The 16,928-nt window shown below is 50.1% G+C and carries 16 protein-coding genes and 1 riboswitch; of the genes, 11 read left to right on the top strand and 5 right to left on the bottom strand.

Annotated features, from left to right (window positions below; translation table 11 throughout):
- Window positions 1-5 precede the first annotated feature (5 nt).
- The 6 genes from lepA to recO all read left to right on the top strand — a co-directional run bounded on the left by lepA (window position 6) and on the right by recO (window position 5,817).
- On the top strand, window positions 6-1,814 hold the full coding sequence (gene lepA, locus E9531_RS04960) for a translation elongation factor 4 (RefSeq protein WP_136572642.1): 1,809 nt from the start codon (window positions 6-8) through the stop codon (window positions 1,812-1,814).
- 5 nt (window positions 1,815-1,819) lie between these two features.
- The gene (lepB, locus tag E9531_RS04955) at window positions 1,820-2,794 is read left to right on the top strand and encodes a signal peptidase I (RefSeq protein ID WP_136572641.1); all 975 of its coding nucleotides are present in this window, start codon (window positions 1,820-1,822) and stop codon (window positions 2,792-2,794) included.
- Window positions 2,795-2,832: 38 nt separating this feature from the next.
- Window positions 2,833-3,222: a DUF4845 domain-containing protein gene (locus tag E9531_RS04950; protein WP_136572640.1), complete on the top strand. Its 390-nt coding sequence runs from the start codon at window positions 2,833-2,835 to the stop codon at window positions 3,220-3,222.
- A gap of 101 nt (window positions 3,223-3,323) precedes the next feature.
- Window positions 3,324-4,016 (top strand): ribonuclease III, encoded by a 693-nt coding sequence (gene rnc / locus E9531_RS04945; protein ID WP_425293560.1) that lies wholly within the window; start codon window positions 3,324-3,326, stop codon window positions 4,014-4,016.
- Window positions 4,016-4,957 carry a GTPase Era gene (era, locus tag E9531_RS04940; protein WP_136572639.1) on the top strand — a complete coding sequence of 314 codons (942 nt, stop codon included), beginning with the start codon at window positions 4,016-4,018 and terminating at the stop codon, window positions 4,955-4,957. Before rnc ends, era begins: the two co-directional genes overlap by 1 nt.
- Window positions 4,958-4,992: 35 nt before the next feature.
- Window positions 4,993-5,817: a DNA repair protein RecO gene (gene recO / locus E9531_RS04935; protein WP_342210843.1), complete on the top strand. Its 825-nt coding sequence runs from the start codon at window positions 4,993-4,995 to the stop codon at window positions 5,815-5,817.
- 336 nt (window positions 5,818-6,153) lie between these two features.
- Here recO and hemH read toward each other — a convergent pair whose 3' ends face one another.
- On the bottom strand, window positions 6,154-7,188 hold the full coding sequence (gene hemH / locus E9531_RS04930; RefSeq protein ID WP_136572736.1) for a ferrochelatase: 1,035 nt from the start codon (window positions 7,186-7,188) through the stop codon (window positions 6,154-6,156).
- 112 nt (window positions 7,189-7,300) lie between these two features.
- Window positions 7,301-8,395: a redox-regulated ATPase YchF gene (ychF, locus tag E9531_RS04925; protein ID WP_136572637.1), complete on the bottom strand. Its 1,095-nt coding sequence runs from the start codon at window positions 8,393-8,395 to the stop codon at window positions 7,301-7,303.
- A 387-nt stretch (window positions 8,396-8,782) separates the two neighbouring features.
- Here ychF and E9531_RS04920 point away from each other — a divergent pair, with 387 nt between their 5' ends.
- The 3 genes from E9531_RS04920 to E9531_RS04910 all read left to right on the top strand — a co-directional run bounded on the left by E9531_RS04920 (window position 8,783) and on the right by E9531_RS04910 (window position 11,874).
- Complete coding sequence (locus E9531_RS04920; protein ID WP_136572636.1) at window positions 8,783-9,424, top strand: TRAP transporter small permease subunit; 642 nt, start codon at window positions 8,783-8,785, stop codon at window positions 9,422-9,424.
- A gap of 23 nt (window positions 9,425-9,447) precedes the next feature.
- The gene (locus E9531_RS04915) at window positions 9,448-11,250 is read left to right on the top strand and encodes a TRAP transporter large permease (protein WP_136572635.1); all 1,803 of its coding nucleotides are present in this window, start codon (window positions 9,448-9,450) and stop codon (window positions 11,248-11,250) included.
- Between the two features lie 123 nt (window positions 11,251-11,373).
- Window positions 11,374-11,874, top strand: coding sequence for a Fur family transcriptional regulator (locus E9531_RS04910; RefSeq protein ID WP_136572634.1), 501 nt, complete (start codon window positions 11,374-11,376; stop codon window positions 11,872-11,874).
- A 59-nt stretch (window positions 11,875-11,933) separates the two neighbouring features.
- On the opposite strand, the gene thiD is transcribed toward E9531_RS04910, so the two are convergent.
- The 3 genes from thiD to thiM form a co-directional block, all read right to left on the bottom strand.
- Complete coding sequence (gene thiD, locus E9531_RS04905; RefSeq protein WP_136572633.1) at window positions 11,934-12,800, bottom strand: bifunctional hydroxymethylpyrimidine kinase/phosphomethylpyrimidine kinase; 867 nt, start codon at window positions 12,798-12,800, stop codon at window positions 11,934-11,936.
- A gap of 79 nt (window positions 12,801-12,879) precedes the next feature.
- Window positions 12,880-13,542: a thiamine phosphate synthase gene (gene thiE / locus E9531_RS04900; RefSeq protein ID WP_136572632.1), complete on the bottom strand. Its 663-nt coding sequence runs from the start codon at window positions 13,540-13,542 to the stop codon at window positions 12,880-12,882.
- A gap of 67 nt (window positions 13,543-13,609) precedes the next feature.
- On the bottom strand, window positions 13,610-14,488 hold the full coding sequence (thiM, locus tag E9531_RS04895) for a hydroxyethylthiazole kinase (protein ID WP_136572631.1): 879 nt from the start codon (window positions 14,486-14,488) through the stop codon (window positions 13,610-13,612).
- A riboswitch (TPP riboswitch) is annotated at window positions 14,480-14,610 on the bottom strand. (Overlaps the previous gene by 9 nt.)
- 208 nt (window positions 14,611-14,818) lie before the next feature.
- Here thiM and trxA point away from each other — a divergent pair.
- Complete coding sequence (trxA, locus tag E9531_RS04890; RefSeq protein WP_136572630.1) at window positions 14,819-15,148, top strand: thioredoxin TrxA; 330 nt, start codon at window positions 14,819-14,821, stop codon at window positions 15,146-15,148.
- Between the two features lie 379 nt (window positions 15,149-15,527).
- Window positions 15,528-16,790, top strand: a complete 1,263-nt coding sequence (rho, locus tag E9531_RS04885; RefSeq protein WP_136572629.1) for a transcription termination factor Rho — start codon at window positions 15,528-15,530, stop codon at window positions 16,788-16,790.
- Window positions 16,791-16,928 lie beyond the last annotated feature (138 nt).

The following is a 16,928-nucleotide window of genomic DNA, read 5'->3' as shown; positions in this document are numbered from 1 at the left end:
TTTCCATGAACCATATTCGTAATTTTTCCATCATTGCCCATATTGACCATGGCAAGTCCACTTTGGCTGATCGTCTAATTGAGTACAGCGGCGGCTTGAGTAAGCGTGAAATGTCTGCGCAAGTGCTTGACTCTATGGACATTGAGAAAGAGCGCGGGATTACGATTAAGGCCCAAACGGCTGCGCTGCAGTACAAGGCCAAAGATGGCAAGGTCTATAACCTCAACCTGATTGATACTCCCGGTCATGTGGACTTTTCTTATGAGGTTTCGCGCTCCTTATCAGCCTGTGAAGGGGCTTTGTTGGTGGTCGATGCGTCGCAAGGGGTTGAGGCGCAAACTGTTGCTAACTGCTATACCGCACTAGATTTGGGTGTTGAGGTTTTGCCTGTGCTCAACAAGATGGACCTTCCTCAGGCAGATCCTGACCAAGCTAAAGCCGAAATTGAAGATGTGATCGGCATTGATGCTGCAGATGCCATTGCGGTGTCGGCCAAGACCGGTATGGGGATCGAGGACGTGCTCGAGCTGATCGTTCAGAAGGTTCCTGCGCCGACAGGCAATCCTGATGGGCCTTTGCGTGCCATGATCATCGACAGCTGGTTCGACTCTTATGTGGGCGTCGTGATGTTGGTGCGTGTCGTGGATGGGCAGCTGAAAAAGGGCGAACGCATTCGTATGATGGCCACAGGCGCCATCTATGAAGCAGGCAATTTAGGGGTGTTTACTCCCGCATCTTCTTCACGCGATGCGCTGCGTGCCGGAGAGGTTGGTTTCATCATTGCTGGTATCAAGGAGCTGAAGGCTGCCAAGGTTGGCGATACCATTACGCTTGAAAAGAAATTGCCTAATAACGCTGGCCCGGCTGAGAAAGCCTTACCAGGTTTTAAGGAAATTCAACCACAAGTTTTTGCTGGACTGTATCCGACAGAGGCCAATCAATATGATGCCTTGCGCGATGCAATGGAAAAGCTCCAACTCAATGATGCGGCGCTGCAGTTTGAACCTGAAGTGTCCCAAGCGCTGGGCTTTGGTTTTCGTTGCGGATTCTTGGGGTTGTTGCACATGGAGATTGTGCAGGAGCGCTTAGAGCGTGAGTTTGACCAGGATTTGATCACTACAGCACCGAGCGTTGTTTACGAGGTGGTAAAGGCTGGTGGTGAAGTGGTTCAGGTTGAAAACCCTTCCAAAATGCCTGATGTTGGCAAAGTGCAGGAAATTCGTGAGCCAATCGTGACCGTGCACATTTATATGCCGCAGGATTATGTAGGTGCAGTGATGACGCTATGCAATCAAAAGCGTGGCGTGCAGCTCAATATGGCTTATCACGGTCGCCAGGTGATGCTGACTTACGATATGCCATTGGCCGAAATCGTGTTGGATTTTTTTGATAAGCTCAAATCGGTCAGTCGTGGCTATGCCTCTATGGATTACGAATTCAAGGAGTATCGCCCTTCAGATGTAGTTAAAGTGGATATTTTGCTAAATGGTGAGCGGGTTGACGCGCTTTCCATCATTGTTCACCGCAGTCAGTCACAGTATCGTGGTCGGGCGGTGGTAGCAAAAATGCGAGAAGTTATAGATCGCCAGATGTTTGATGTGGCCATTCAAGCTGCGATTGGTGGGCACATCATTGCACGTGAGACGGTGAAAGCTATGCGCAAGAACGTGCTGGCAAAGTGTTATGGCGGTGATATTACGCGTAAACGTAAACTGCTTGAAAAGCAAAAAGCAGGCAAGAAGCGGATGAAACAAATTGGTTCGGTTGAAGTGCCCCAAGAGGCGTTCTTGGCTATCTTGCAAGTAGAGGATTGATCGTCGTGAAAGCTATTGCTGTTGTTACTGGCGCTTTGCTCGCCGCAGTTGTTGCATATTTGGCGCTATGGTTGAGTGGTCAGGTAGAAGGGGATTTCCCTTTGTTGCTCCTAGTCGCCACGATGGTCACTGGTATTTATTGGTTGGCTGAAAAACTGTATTTTTTGCCTAAGCGCAAACAAGCAGCAAGCCAACTGGCTGGACAGTTGCGTTCACGCCAACATTCGCTTGAGGCGCAAGGGCTGCAAAGTGATGAGGTAGACGTGGATACGGTGGTCAGACAGACGCTACGGCAGCCTTGGTGGTTGGATTGGACTGCGGGTCTTTTCCCGGTCATCGTCGTGGTGTTTGTGTTGCGCTCTTTTGCATATGAACCATTTCGCATCCCAAGCGGGTCAATGATTCCTACATTGCTGGTTGGTGATTTGATCTTGGTGAATAAATACACCTATGGGCTCCGAATGCCTGTATTCAATACGCGCTTGAGCCAAGGTCAGAAGCCTGCCCGTGGTGATGTGATGGTGTTCCGTTACCCGCCAAACCCCAAAATGGATTACATCAAACGCGTAATCGGTTTGCCGGGCGATATAGTGAGTTATCAGAACAAAAAACTGAGCATCAATGGTCAGGCGATCAATTCAGTAGCTCAGCCTGACTACTTTGATAAAGACTCGATGCGAGAGGCAAAGCAATTTGAAGAGACGATATCTGGACGCTCTTATAACGTTCTCAATATTGCACAAATGCCAGCCATGATCATGGGCGGTGATGCATTCCCGTTTCGTGAAAATTGTCAGTACACCATTGAAGGCGTGACCTGCAAGGTTCCTGACGGCCATTATTTTGTGATGGGGGACAACCGCGATAACTCGATGGACTCACGAGCCTGGGGATTTGTGCCTGAGGACAATATTGTTGGCAAAGCAGAAGTCGTTTGGATGAATTTGTCTGATTTTGGCCGAATTGGTAAGATAAAGTAATCGAATTGTTCTTCTGTATTTCACATTAAGAGGGTTTCATGGCTTTATCTGTTTCATCGCGTTCGCGCATTGCATCAGCGAATTCACAGCGCGGCATTTCATTCATTGGCGTATGCTTTTTAGCGATTGTTGTGGTGTTCGCAGGGTACGTTGTTTTCAAGTCTGTGCCTGTAGCTACTGAATATTTTGCAATCAAGCGTGCGTTGAAACAGGCCTCAAGTGGTACTACCGTGGAAGAGGTTCGTCAGGCTTTTGATCGGCAGGCCAATATTGATTATTTAGAGCAATATGACAATCCTGTGAAGGCACAAGATTTGACCATTCGAAAAGTCAATGATGTCGTTGTGGTAGATGTCGATTATGTGCGCGAGGTCGCTTTGTTTGGCCCTGCGTTTTTAACCTATAAGCTCAGTGCCAGTTCTCAATAGTTGAGGTGTTGGTATTTGCTTGCGTAGCTGCTTCATTTGGTTGGACGAATAGGCAGACGCTTATGGTGATACTTGTTTAATAGCAAAGTCTCGAATTGTTTATTTCTGATTCTGATCTTCAGGTGCTCAGTTCGCGCCTGAATTTTCCATTAGAGCAGGCTGGAAAACTGCGGCAAGCACTAACCCACAGAAGTTTTTCTGCTACCCACAATGAACGTTTAGAGTTCTTAGGGGATTCGGTTCTCAATCTGTGCATATCTGGATGGCTGATGCAGCGTTTGCCTGATGCCTCTGAGGGGGAGCTTTCACGCACGCGGGCCAATTTAGTCTGTGAGGCTTCTTTGCATCGTATTGCGCTTGAACTGGCTTTGCCTTCGTTACTTCTTCTCGGTGAAGGGGAGCGCAAAACTGGCGGTGCACAGCGTGCCTCAATTCTTGCAGATGCAGTGGAGGCGTTGATTGGCGTCGTGTATTTAGAGCAAGGCTTTGAAGCGGTACAACGTTTGGTGCTGCGTTTGTTTGGCACAGTTGATTTGTCTGCGACGGCTAAGGCCAAAGCCAAGGATCCCAAAACCAGTTTGCAAGAATGGTTACAAGGCAAGAAAATGGCTCTTCCACTCTACCATCTCGATGAAGTGCGGGGCGTTGAGCATCAGCAAGAATTTATCGTTTCTTGCAGTATTCCTGCACTGCAGTTGCAAGCCCAAGGTATAGGCACTTCGCGCAAAACTGCGGAGCGCATGGCTGCTGCTGCAGTATTGGATTTATTAATGAAAAAAGGAAAGAAAGCGTGATGGATGAATTGTCTAGCTCAGTTGAGAAAGACGCAGGTAATGAGCCTGCCCAGCGCTGCGGTTTGATTGCCATTGTGGGGCGCCCCAATGTGGGGAAATCCACCTTGATGAATGCACTTGTTGGGCAAAAAGTCAGTATTACTTCACGCAAGGCGCAAACTACGCGCCATCGGATTACAGGCATTCGAACCGAAGGTCAAACCCAGTTCGTATTTGTGGATACGCCTGGTTTTCAAACCAAGCATCAGTCCGCCTTAAACAAGTCCCTTAACAAGGCCGTTACGGGCTCGATCACCGATGTTGATCTGATTTTATTTGTGGTGGAGGCGGGTAATTTTTCGCTTAAGGATGCCCAAGTTTTATCGCTGTTTGAAGGGCGTATTCCTGCGATTTTGGTTGCCAATAAGCTCGATATGGTGCACCGCCGCTCTGAGTTGGCTCCTTGGTTGAAGAGCATGCATGAGCGGCATCATTTTGTGGAATTTGTGCCGATGACGGCTAAAAACCCTAAAGATGTCGCGCGTTTACTTGGTGTGTGCGAAGGCTATTTGCCAGAGCAAGAATGGTGGTATGACGAGGATGAGCTCACCGACAAGAGCGAGCGGTTTTTGGCTGCAGAGATGGTGCGGGAGAAGCTTTTTCGGCTCACTGGTGATGAACTTCCGTATACCTCCACCGTTGTGATTGATAAATTCAGTGAAGAGCCGGGTAAGACGGCCAGCCGGATGATTCGTATTGCCGCCAGCATTGTGGTCGAGCGTGAAGGCCACAAAGCCATGGTAATTGGTGAAAAGGGCGAGCGACTCAAACGTATTGGCACCGAAGCGCGGGTGGAACTTGAAAAACTGATGGATGCGAAAGTTTTTCTGGAGCTTTGGGTCAAAGTGCGCTCAGGTTGGGCGGATGATGCTACGCGTTTGCGCGCATACGGCTACGAATAATCGTTTTATGGTGTTGCTGTTCTTCCCTGTGCAATATGTGGTCTGGGCCTCAACGCGTGACCTCTAATATGCACAAGCAGACCGCAATACAGGGCCAATCTGCTCGAAAAACGAAAAGGGCCTCACAGCACCAAGCCTATGTGTTGCACCAATATCCTTACAGTGAGTCAAGCCTCATTTTAGAGCTTCTGACTAGGGAAAAGGGGCGGATTGTTGCTATTGCCAAAGGGGCGAAAAAGCCGACCTCTAACTTTAGATCGTTGTTGTTGCCCCTACAGCTTTTGCGTTTGGAATACACCTACACGGAAAGTGAGCTTGGGGAAATTGGCTCCATCCGTGGTGCTGAACGTGCAGGTGGGCCCGCTACACCAAAGGATGAGGCGTTGTTGGCAGGCATGTACCTCAATGAATTGTTGATGCGGATGCTGGTACGAGGTGAGCCGCATGCCGCCATTTTTGATTCCTACCATACGACACTGCATGTCCTTTCACATGCACCAGGAGCCGCGTTAGAGGCCGTGCTTCGCTCTTTCGAGTTAATCTTGCTGCGTCAATTGGGCATGTTGCCAGATTTATCACGCCAAACATTGGGGCACGACAATGTAGCGCCAGATCAGCGGTATGCCCTGATTCCTGAAATTGGACTGCACCACGTACGAGATGGTCGCCGCAGTTTGCTAGGGCAACAATGGATGGATATTCAGCATGCACTGCAAAGTGAGCAACCGCTGCCAGAGTGCATGCGTGCTCTTGGCATGAATGCGGTAGATTTAAAACCACAGTTGCGCGCAGCATTTGCCCATTATTTAGGGGGTGAACTGCAAACGCAGCGATTGATGCGGGGTTTGCGAAGCTTGTGAGAGGGCTGCTGTGTCAACAAGCATTTTGCATTTTGTGCGAAAGGGAATCGAGTGAATGACGGTTTTTGATTTCTTACTGCACTACGCCGCTTTCACAATTGCGCCATGGGTCATTGGATTGCTTTTTGTGACTCTAAGCCGTTTCATTTTCTGGGGTGCAAAGTGGCGTTGGACTTTTAGCCTTAATTGGCTGATCAGTGGCTTCGCTGCCATGTTGGTGCAATTGGTGGCACTACTTGTTTTTGCAGAGGATGGAACGGTTGTTGGATATGCCTGTTTGTGCGTTACCCTGGCCAGTTTGCAGTTGCTTTGTTTACGCCGTTGATGTGCTATTTTTTAGCGCAGCCATCCATTTAAATTGGTCACGACCAAATCTCGCAAAGCACTGATCCACTCAGGATGTTCATTCAAGCATGGGATGTAGCGGAATTCTTGCCCACCGTTCTCAATAAAGGCATCACGCACTTCCATATTGATCTCCTCCAATGTTTCGAGGCAATCAGCAGAGAAGCCGGGGCAAATGACATCCACCACACGTGTGCCTTGCTGGGCTAACCGTTCTAGTGTTGGTTGGGTATAGGGTTCAAGCCACTTGGCCTTGCCAAAGCGCGACTGAAATGTGACCAGATACTGGTTTTTTGGTAAGCCCAAGCGCTGCGCCAACAGTTCTGAGGTTTGAATGCACTGCGCTTGGTATGGATCACCCAACTCAACATTACGTGCAGGAATTCCGTGGTAACTCATGATGAGTTGATCGGGACGCCCATGTGTTTGCCAATGCTCTACTACGCGGCGCGCTAGCGCAGCGATATAGCCTTCAGCTTGCGCATACTCTTTCACTATTCGGAGGTCTGGTATGTCGCGTTTGCTTTGCGCCCATTGGTAGGCCAAATCGTATACGCTGGCTGTCGTGGTGCCGGAGTACTGGGGGTACATCGGCACAATGAGCATGCGTCGCATGCCTTGTTGATACCAAGCCTGCAACTGCTGTAGAAGAGACGGGGCACCATAGCGCATTCCAGTGGCGACCTCAACGCCTTGCACACCTGCTTCCTCTAGCCATCCACGCAATAAGGTTGCCTGTTTTTGCGTGTAGTGCAGCAGGGGGGATCCTCCATCCTTAAGCCAGATTTTCTGGTACTTTTGTGCTGACGCTTTTGGCCTGCGAGGCAATATCAAACCGTGAAGAATCGGTTTCCATAGCAGGCCAGGAATCTCAACAACGCGGGGGTCACTGAGAAACTCAGCCAAATACTGCCGAACGGCACTGGGGGTCGGTTCAGAAGGTGTGCCCAAATTACACAACACAATACCGACGTGGTCTGCTGCAGATGTTTTCGGATGATTTGATGTGTGTGCCATTTGGGTCATTTTTTTCACGCCGAAAAGGCCTTGTTTGCAGTGAACATCACAAGACGTGATTGATGGTCGAGCATTTTCAGATTTTTAGCCATCAATAGCCTTGGAGCAGCCATTCTGAATGTCAGACGTTGAACAAGAAATTCAGCACATCGCCATCTTTGACGATGTACTCTTTGCCTTCAGCGCGCATCTTTCCGGCTTCTTTGGCACCTTGCTCACCTTTGAATTGGATGAAATCATCAAATGCAATGGTTTGGGCGCGGATGAAACCACGCTCGAAGTCGCCGTGGATGACGCCTGCTGCCTGCGGAGCCGTTGCGCCTTTTTTTACAGTCCAGGCCCGGACTTCTTTTACGCCCGCAGTAAAGTATGTTTGCAAGCCAAGCAAGTCATACGCGGCGCGAATCAGGCGGTTCAAACCAGGTTCGGACTGACCAATTTCTTCCAGAAACAAGGCGCGATCTTCAGGCTCCATTCCGGCTAGCTCTGACTCAATTTTGGCAGAAATTGCCACAACAGGGGCACCTTGACTTGAAGCGTATTGCGCCAAACGGTCTAAGAATGGGTTGTTTTCAAAGCCATCTTCACTCACGTTGCCAACAAACATGGCCGGCTTGGCTGTGATGAGACTCAACGGCTTGAGAAGCAGGAGCTCGTCTTCTGAGAGACCCAGCGTGCGGATGGGTTTTGCATCATCCAGTGCAGGCTGTACTTTTTGCAAAACGGCTAGTATTTTTGCAGCTTCTTTATCTTGGCCAGATTTGGCCAATTTGCTATAGCGCACGATGGATTTCTCCACGGTGCCCATGTCAGCCAAGCAGAGCTCGGTTTGAATGACTTCGATATCGGCAATAGGGTCAACCTTGCCTGCAACATGGATGACGTTCGGGTCTTCAAAGCAGCGGACCACGTTGATGATCGCATTGGTCTCACGAATGTGGGCCAAAAACTGGTTGCCCAAGCCTTCGCCTTTGCTGGCACCGGCGACCAGACCCGCAATGTCGACAAACTCGACCACAGCAGGAAGGATGCGCTCAGGCTTGACGATTTCTGCGAGCTGTTGCAAACGTGGGTCAGGGACTTCGACTACGCCTTCATTTGGTTCAATCGTGCAGAAAGGGTAGTTTTCTGCTGCGATTCCTGCGTTGGTCAACGCGTTGAAAAGGGTGGATTTGCCGACGTTTGGCAAACCCACGATGCCGCATTGCAAGCTCATGGTAGTTTCCTTTGGACACGCCTGCGCTTTTAAGCATGCTTTCACCACTGGTGGGTATTGGGCATGCCGCACTCGGCAAGTGAAATGAATGATTATGTTGTTCTGTTTGATTTAGCGGATGTGCAATAACCAACAGCAACGTAGACAACCACATATTTTAAGCCAGCCCGAGAAGGGCAGGCACTCCTGCGGCATAGATAGTGCCGCAATTGTGCGGATTGCAGGCATTCTGGTTGCATGCCAGTCCTACGACGAAAAAATAACGCGACCTAGCATTCTCACTATGTCATTAAGGATGGCGTCTTCGTACAATCTGGCCTCTTCTTGAAGACACATATCGCATACCAGTGGTTTGTGAATTCCTAATAGCCACTATTTGGAGACACCATGCAGGCTCTAATTGCCCTATCAAGGGCTATCGATAAGCTCAACGCATTCATAGGTAAGTACGCAATATGGTTGATTCTCGCGTCGACATTGATCAGTGCGGTCAATGCTCTCGTGCGTAAAGTTTTCGGTGTCAGCTCCAATGGTTTTTTGGAAATCCAGTGGTATTTGTTTGCCTGGAGTTTTTTGCTGGCGGCTGGGTATACCTTGCTGCACCGCGAGCATGTGCGTATTGATGTGATCAACAGCAGGTTGTCTAAGAAAACGCAGGTGTGGATAGACATCGTTGGCTTTGGATTATTTTTGACACCACTGTGTCTTGTCATCATTTACTACACATGGCCGGTTTTGATGCAGATGTATGCATCTAAGGAAATGTCTGGGAATCCGGGGGGATTGATTCGATGGCCGGTATGGCTTTCTATTCCAATTGGTGTGGCTTTGCTGATGCTGCAAGGCTGGTCTGAGCTGATCAAGCGCATAGCCTTTTTGACTGGGCATGGTCCAGACCCTATGGGTAAGTTGGTGGATGTCAGTGCAGAGCAAGAGTTGGCTGAAGTGTTGCGCAAAGAGGCTCAAGAACGTGATGCCAAGATGTTGCAAGCGCAAGCAGCGTCAGAGAAAACTGTCCCCCAAGTTTGATGGGCATTACGGAGTCATACACCATGGAATTGATTGCTTCAAATTTCGCGCCCATCATGTTTGCTGGGCTGATTGTGTTTTTGCTGCTGGGTTTTCCTGTGGCCTTTAGTTTGGGCGCTTGCGGCTTATTGTTTGCCTTTCTTGGCATTGAAATGGGGGTTTTTCCAGCTTCTATCATTGCATGGCTTCCTCAGCGATTGATTGGGATTTTGGCGAATGACACGCTGTTGGCGGTTCCATTTTTCACCTTGATGGGACTGGTGATGGAGCGCAGCGGTATGGCCGAGGACCTGATTGAAACCGTGGGGCAAGTATTTGGCTCCATTCGTGGTGGATTGGCTTTGGCCGTGGTGTTTGTGGGGGCGATGCTTGCTGCTACTACTGGCGTTGTGGCTGCATCGGTTATTTCAATGGGTTTGATTTCCTTGCCCATCATGCTGCGCTACGGATACGACCGTAAGTTGGCCAGTGGCGTTATTGCCGCCTCAGGCACTTTGGCGCAAATTGTGCCGCCTTCGTTAGTTCTGATTTTGATGGCTGACCAATTGGGGCGCAGCGTAGGTGAGATGTACAAAGGTGCCATGATTCCTGCGATGATGCTGATTGGCTGCTATGTGGTTTGGATTGTCTTGCTCGCGATTTTTCGCCCTAACGCAGTGCCAGCTTTGCCACCAGAAGCGCGCATATATCGCGAAGACAATGGTAGTGCGGGTTACACCTCCCTCGTGGTGCTGATGACTTTGTCTGCAGTGGTATCCGTATTTTTGGCATCGCACATGGCAGATATTCATACATGGATCGAAGGGCGCGAAGTCACCAGTGTTGCCATGGATGAGAAAGTCGTCACAGCCATGTGCGGTGGTGCATTTGTTGCTTTTTTGATCGCCAGCTTGAACAGGTTGTTTGGGTTGACGTTGCTTTCGCGTTTGGCTGAGCGTGTGACGTTTGTGCTGATTCCGCCTTTGCTTCTTATTTTCCTGGTACTCGGCACGATTTTCTTGGGTATCGCAACACCAACGGAAGGTGGAGCGATGGGCGCTATGGCTGCCATCGTCATGGGATTTTTGCGCAAACGTTTGGATATGACGTTGTTTAAGCAGGCTTTGGCTTCGTCTACACGCCTGACAAGTTTTGTGATGTTTATTCTGATTGGAGCAACCACCTTCAGCATGGTGTTTCAGGCAGCAGATGGTCCTATTTGGGTTGAACATCTGCTGACATCGTTGCCTGGTGGGCAAATTGGTTTCTTGATATTGGTGAACGTATTGGTGTTTTTCTTGGCGTTCTTCCTTGATTATTTTGAACTGTCATTCATCGTGGTGCCGCTTTTGGGGCCTGTTGCGCATTCGCTGGGCATTGATTTGATCTGGTTCGGTGTGATTTTGGCGATGAATATGCAAACGTCATTCATGCACCCACCTTTTGGTTTCGCACTCTTCTTTCTGCGTTCTGTAGCGCCTGACAAGCAGTATGTCGACAAAGTGACGCACAAAGTGATTGAGCCCGTTACAACGATGCAAATCTATAAGGGGGCAATTCCTTTCTTGTGCATTCAGTTGGTTATGGTTGGCTCATTGATTGCGTTTCCTAATTTGGTCACAGGTAATTTGGATGTTGCTGTCGATGTGGATATGGATGCTGTTGGTGCCCAAATGCTTGACTCCCTCAGTGGTCAAGGTGGTTACGGGGAGGGGAACCCCTTTGAACAAGGTTATGGAGAAAGTGCTGAGGGTGCTGTTTCAGATCCTTTTGCCGCGCCTAGCAGTAGTGGCTATGGCTCTGATGATCCAAGTCAAGCGCTGCAAGATAGCTTGTCAGGTCAATAAGCAGACGACGTTGATTGATTTTCATGGAGGGCGGCCTTGGCCGCTCTTTTTTTATGTGCCCGTCGGGCTTATGTGTGCTGTCAATTGAAGGCATGGCATTCAGCTGATGGCACAATCAGGCACATGAATCGAGCGAAACACGATGGTAAACATTCACACCCGCATACCGGGCATGCTGAGCATTTTTGTGGGCACGCAGAGCCCTTGGATGGGCCGTTGCACGGTGAACGCTCAACGCGCCAGCGTGGGGCCATTCGAGAGGTGATGGCGCAAGAGGCGCGCCCTATGTCTCCTCCAGAAATTTTGGATGCAGCCAAGCTCCTTGTCCCGAAGTTGGGGATTGCTACTGTGTACCGCAATCTCAAGGCCATGGTGGAGGTAGGGGAGCTTTCACCAGTTCAGTTGCCAGGCAACAGGTTGTATTACGAGTTGGCCCATAAGGCGGAGCACCATCACCACCATTTCAGGTGTGAAACCTGCGAACGTGTATTTGATATTGACGGGTGCGACGATACGTTTTCGGCTTTGCTGCCAAAAGGCTTCACACTAAGCTCGCACGACCTCACGCTTTACGGTGTGTGTGACGCTTGTAGCGCAAAGCGTGAAGGCAAGAAAAAAAGGTGAACCCTTCACTGGCAAAGGGGGCGTAGTTAAGCCCTGCTTTTGTGCTGGGGATATATGTGTCAATGTGATTGGCCAGCGCGTTGCCACAAACTTGCAAAATGGTGAATAGGGCCATGTCCACGGCCAACGTGCAGGCTGTCAGCATGGCGGATGCTTTCAGTAAGCCACGATTTAGCCAGTGCAATGGCTTCTGCCCAGTTGTTGACCTGTGGGCGCAGCGTGGCCAATGCTGCTGAATAAGAGCAGCCGGTACCGTGGGTGTTTTTGGTGGCGATGCGATCGCCAGGAAACTCTTGCACGGTGCCATCAATGTTGATCAAAGCATCAGGCGCAAGGTGCCCACTTAAATGGCCGCCCTTGGCTAAAACGTGAGCTTGGTATTGGGCGGCTACAGCGCGAGCTTGTTCTAAGACTTCTTGCCAATTCTGAGCCTCGCTTGTTTGCGCCAGTACCGCCAATTCCGGCATGTTCGGGGTGATCAAGTCTGCTTTATGCAGCAATTGACGCAGCGCCGCTTCTGCTTGAGCGTTCAGAAGTCGGTCGCCGCTGGTGGCCACCATAACAGGGTCTAGTACGACAACTGGCGCGCGATTGATGTCAAGCCATTCAGAGATTGTTTCAATGATTTCGCTTGTGCCCAGCATGCCAATTTTGATGGCGTCTATTTGCACATCGTCACTGACGGAATCCAGCTGTTCTCGCAAGAATGAAACGGGTGGGGTGTGAATCGATCGCACACCTTTGGTGTTTTGCGCAACCAAAGCAGTAACTACGGCCATTCCGTACCCTCCATTAGCCGAAATGCTTTTTAAATCGGCATGAATACCTGCGCCACCCGTTGGGTCAGTGCCCGCAATGCTCAATACACGAGGTACGGAGGTAGTATGCGTGGGTGATGCTGAAGGAGTGGATGAAGTTAAAGGCATGGTGGGCGGCTGTGATGGTGGTTGGAGGGAGGATGATTTTGCGTGTTTGGGCAAAACTTCTGAGTGAGGCTGCGTATGCTTAGCCTGCTGTAGTTCGCCATTGCTGCGCCAATGCATGTGCTGCAGCGCCTGGGTCAGGTGCTTTGCATATGGCGCTGACCACAGCAGCCCCATTAAAGCCTGCTGCGCGCAGTGGCGGTAAATCACTGGCCGTAATGCCACCAATTGCCACAGCAGGTAAGTGGGTGTAGCTGCGCAGCTGCGCCATGGCTTCAAAGCCGCGACCGGCGGGCGCATTTTTTTTCGTTTGGGTGTCGTGCAATGGACCGATTCCAACGTAGTCGACGACCTGTGAGTTTTGTGCCTCAAGAAGTGTTTCTTCAGAGGCTGCGCTGACACCCAAAATAGCGTGTGGGCCAATCAGCTGTCGCACGGTCGTTGCGGGTAATTCTGTTTGGCCGATATGCATGCCCGCTACGTTGGCTTTTGCCAATTGGGCTGCGAGAAATATATCTACGCGATCATTGATGAGTAGAGGAATGTGTTTTGGCATGACCTTGGCAATCTCTAAAGTCATGGCCAGAAAATCTCTGGCACTGGCTTCTTTGTCACGAATTTGCACAAGGGTGACGCCTTGGTGAGCCGCTTGTTGGACAGTGTCGGTGACAGTTCTCCCACTGGCGACGCATTGCTGTGTGTCGGTTACAAGGTAGATTGAAAGGGTTGCTGGGTCAAAGTGCATATGTCATTGCGAAGGCTGTGTCGCTCTAAAGAACGATTCGTTGAACTGGGAGTCTGTAAACGACGAATTAGATGCTGATTTTTGCGTGTATGTGAATGTCGTGAGCAGACACTTGTGCAAGTCGATCGATGAAGTGCAAGGCAAAACTGCCCGGGCCTTGGGCCTGTGCAGCGGCTTGCTCGGCGGCAATCGTATAGGCGAGGATGGCTGCGCACGTGTATTCAAAATACGTGGATGGACTAGGGCTTGAGCCGAGATAAGCCGCCATCACACTACCAAGGGCGCAGCCGCCACCGGTAACTTTAGTTAGCAAGGCTGATCCATTGCCCAGTCGAATATGGCGGTGACCGTCGGTAACAAAGTCTTCTGGGCCAGAGATGGCCACTATGCCTTGTATGCGCAATGCGAGGGCAACTGCAGCTTGCTGGGCTTGTTCTACTGTATTGGTCGTGTCGACGCCACGGCCTCCGGCACTTTGACCGCTGACGGCCAAAATCTCAGATGCATTGCCACGCACGACATTCGGCTTGAAATCCAATAGTTGTTGCGCAAGAGCAGTTCTTACCGGCAAGATCCCTACTGCAACAGGATCAAGCACCCAAGGTGTTTGAGCGTGATGGGCAGCCTGAGCCGCTTCCAGTGCCGCTTGGGCTTGAGTAGGCGTGGGGGTGCCGAGGTTGATGAGCAAACCTGACGCGAGCGTGGCGAAAGGTCCTGCTTCTTGCGGAATATCCACCATGGCAGGCGCGGCGCCAATGGCCAGAAGAGCGTTTGCAGTGAAGTTGGTGACGACGCTATTGGTAATGACTTGAACCAAAGGCTGTTTCTTGCCTATTTGTTCGATGGCCGTGGCTGCGAGTGCGCGCAAGGCCGACTCCGATAAAGGTTGCTGTGCTTGCGATGACGTGAGACTGGTGTTGTTGGATGGTGGTGTGGCAGATGTCATGCGTGACAATCCCTCCGCTAGTACGAAATAGATCAGGTTCAACGGGTGTAATCTCAGCGCTGATGAGTACATTCAGTGGATTGCTCCATTGCGTAGTCGAAAGCGCACCCCGTGTCACGCGTTGAATGCTAGCAGAGAATATTTAGAATTTTGGGTAATGCGCAAATGGAGAAAATGCCTTGCGTGACAGCGTTGTATTGAAAGTTCTGTCAAAATTCAGCCTAGCTAACTGTATGTTGCCTCTTGTTATTCAAGAAGTGGTGTGCATCTATGTCAAACGCTGGCAGTTCTGCCGTTCTTTGATTTTGTCTGGATTGAGAGAGACGTTCCATGTCCAATGCTTTGATTTCCCATATCACCGATGACACCTTTGAAGCCGAGGTGCTGCAATCATCAACGCCCGTTTTGTTGGACTTCTGGGCAGAGTGGTGTGGCCCTTGCAAGCAAATTGCCCCTGTTCTGGATGAGTTGGCCGCTGCTTACCAAGGCAAGCTCTCCATCAAGAAAGTTAACGTAGATGAAAACCGCGAAGTACCCGCTAAATATGGTATTCGCGGCATTCCTACGCTGATTTTGTTCAAAGACGGACAGGTTGCTGCAACGAATGTGGGGGCTGGTAGCAAAGCGCAAATCCAAGCGTTCATTGATGGCGCACTCTGATATCGGACACGCTCATTCGTTAACCCGATGAGCTTACGATTTTCTTCTTCAGGGTAGCCGAAGCGGCTGTCGCCCAATTCGGCTGTGATGCATGCATAGATGTGCAAGTTCTGCAACGGTTGGGCATGTAAATGCATTTTTTTTGTTGGAACGGTGAACCTGATTCCAATCTGCTGTCATAATCAGCATATTCCATCCATTTCCCCAATGGGTGACCTCGTGTTCGATGTGTATGTTTAACGCAAACATCGCATCGCCAGTGCTAACGAACACAATCGGACGCAATCACCATCGCATCCCTTTTGCCTAATCTGGGCAAATAACTAATCTTTCTCGTTTCCTCCATCTTTTTTAATCTCCTTTTTCGGAGAAATAATTCATGCACTTGAATGAACTCAAGGCACTGCACGTGTCTGAAGTATTAAAGCAGGCTGAGGCCTTGGGTATTGAAAACACTGGCCGTATGCGCAAGCAAGAGCTGATGTTTGCCATTATCAAAAAACGCGCCAAGGAAGGCGAGCAGGTCTTTGCTGATGGCGTATTGGAAATCCTGCCAGATGGTTTTGGCTTCCTGCGCAGTCCTGACACTAGTTTTACAGCTAGCACGGATGACATCTACATTTCCCCAAGTCAGGTGCGCCGCTTCAACCTGCATACGGGAGACATGATTGAAGGCGAGGTGCGCACGCCCAAGGATGGTGAGCGCTATTTTGCATTGACCAAGCTTGATAAAGTCAATGGCGGCCCTCCAGAACAGAACAAGCATAAGGTGATGTTTGAGAACCTTACGCCGCTGTTTCCTAAGGAGCAAATGCGGCTTGAGCGCGATATCAAGAGCGAAGAGAACATCACAGGTCGTATCATCGATATTATTGCGCCGCTTGGCAAAGGTCAGCGTGCCTTGATTGTTGCGCCGCCTAAGAGTGGTAAGACCATGATGATGCAGCATATTGCGCATGCCATCACGGCCAATAATCCTGATGTGCACATGATGGTGTTGCTAGTTGATGAGCGTCCTGAAGAAGTGACGGAAATGCAGCGCACGGTTAAGGGGGAAATCATTGCGTCGACCTTTGATGAGCCAGCTGCGCGTCATGTCCATGTGGCTGAAATGGTGATTGAGCGTGCCAAGCGGTTGGTTGAGCTCAAAAAAGACGTGGTGATTTTGCTTGACTCCATTACCCGTCTGGCACGTGCATACAACAACGTTGTGCCGTCTTCCGGTAAGGTGCTTTCAGGCGGTGTGGACGCCAATGCTTTGCACCGTCCTAAGCGATTCTTTGGTGCTGCACGCAATGTGGAAGAGGGAGGCTCTCTGACCATTATTGCAACGGCTTTGGTCGATACGGGTAGCCGCATGGATGAGGTGATCTTTGAAGAGTTCAAAGGCACTGGCAACAGTGAAATCCATCTCAGCCGTCGTCTTTACGAGAAACGTGTGTTTCCCGCGATTGAGTTGTCCAAGAGTGGTACGCGCCGTGAAGAGTTGTTGCTGGCACCAGAAGTGCTGCAAAAAACACGTATCTTGCGCCAGTTCCTCTTCAATATGGACGAAATCGAGTCGATGGAGTTGATGCTCAAGAATATGCGCACCACCAAAAATAACCATGAGTTCTTTGACATGATGCGTCGTGGTGGCTAAGTGTGGTGTTCGCACTTGGTTTGCGATAAGCGACTTACTTTGAGTTGCATTACTTTTGAAAACGCTTGCTGAATGCAAGCGTTTTTTTATGTTCATTTTTTGCAGGGGTGGCAAGACTGTGCGGAGGGCGTGAAATAC

It is taken from the genome of Lampropedia puyangensis (assembly GCF_004833285.1).
In the GTDB taxonomy this organism is placed as follows: Bacteria; Pseudomonadota; Gammaproteobacteria; order Burkholderiales; family Burkholderiaceae_C; genus Lampropedia; species Lampropedia puyangensis.
Note: the sequence above shows the minus strand (reverse complement) of the source record. Positions and strands in the feature narration are given on the sequence as shown.

Coding starts and splice junctions, on each gene's coding strand:
- E9531_RS04950 (WP_136572640.1), top strand. CDS start 2,833: ATGGCTTTATCTGTTTCATCGCGTTCGCGCATTGCATCAGCGAATTCA.
- thiM (WP_136572631.1), bottom strand. CDS start 14,488: ATGACATCTGCCACACCACCATCCAACAACACCAGTCTCACGTCATCG.
- E9531_RS04915 (WP_136572635.1), top strand. CDS start 9,448: ATGGAATTGATTGCTTCAAATTTCGCGCCCATCATGTTTGCTGGGCTG.
- thiD (WP_136572633.1), bottom strand. CDS start 12,800: ATGCCTTTAACTTCATCCACTCCTTCAGCATCACCCACGCATACTACC.
- recO (WP_342210843.1), top strand. CDS start 4,993: ATGTGGTCTGGGCCTCAACGCGTGACCTCTAATATGCACAAGCAGACC.
- ychF (WP_136572637.1), bottom strand. CDS start 8,395: ATGAGCTTGCAATGCGGCATCGTGGGTTTGCCAAACGTCGGCAAATCC.
- era (WP_136572639.1), top strand. CDS start 4,016: ATGGATGAATTGTCTAGCTCAGTTGAGAAAGACGCAGGTAATGAGCCT.
- rho (WP_136572629.1), top strand. CDS start 15,528: ATGCACTTGAATGAACTCAAGGCACTGCACGTGTCTGAAGTATTAAAG.
- E9531_RS04910 (WP_136572634.1), top strand. CDS start 11,374: ATGAATCGAGCGAAACACGATGGTAAACATTCACACCCGCATACCGGG.
- thiE (WP_136572632.1), bottom strand. CDS start 13,542: ATGCACTTTGACCCAGCAACCCTTTCAATCTACCTTGTAACCGACACA.
- E9531_RS04920 (WP_136572636.1), top strand. CDS start 8,783: ATGCAGGCTCTAATTGCCCTATCAAGGGCTATCGATAAGCTCAACGCA.
- hemH (WP_136572736.1), bottom strand. CDS start 7,188: ATGACCCAAATGGCACACACATCAAATCATCCGAAAACATCTGCAGCA.
- trxA (WP_136572630.1), top strand. CDS start 14,819: ATGTCCAATGCTTTGATTTCCCATATCACCGATGACACCTTTGAAGCC.
- lepA (WP_136572642.1), top strand. CDS start 6: ATGAACCATATTCGTAATTTTTCCATCATTGCCCATATTGACCATGGC.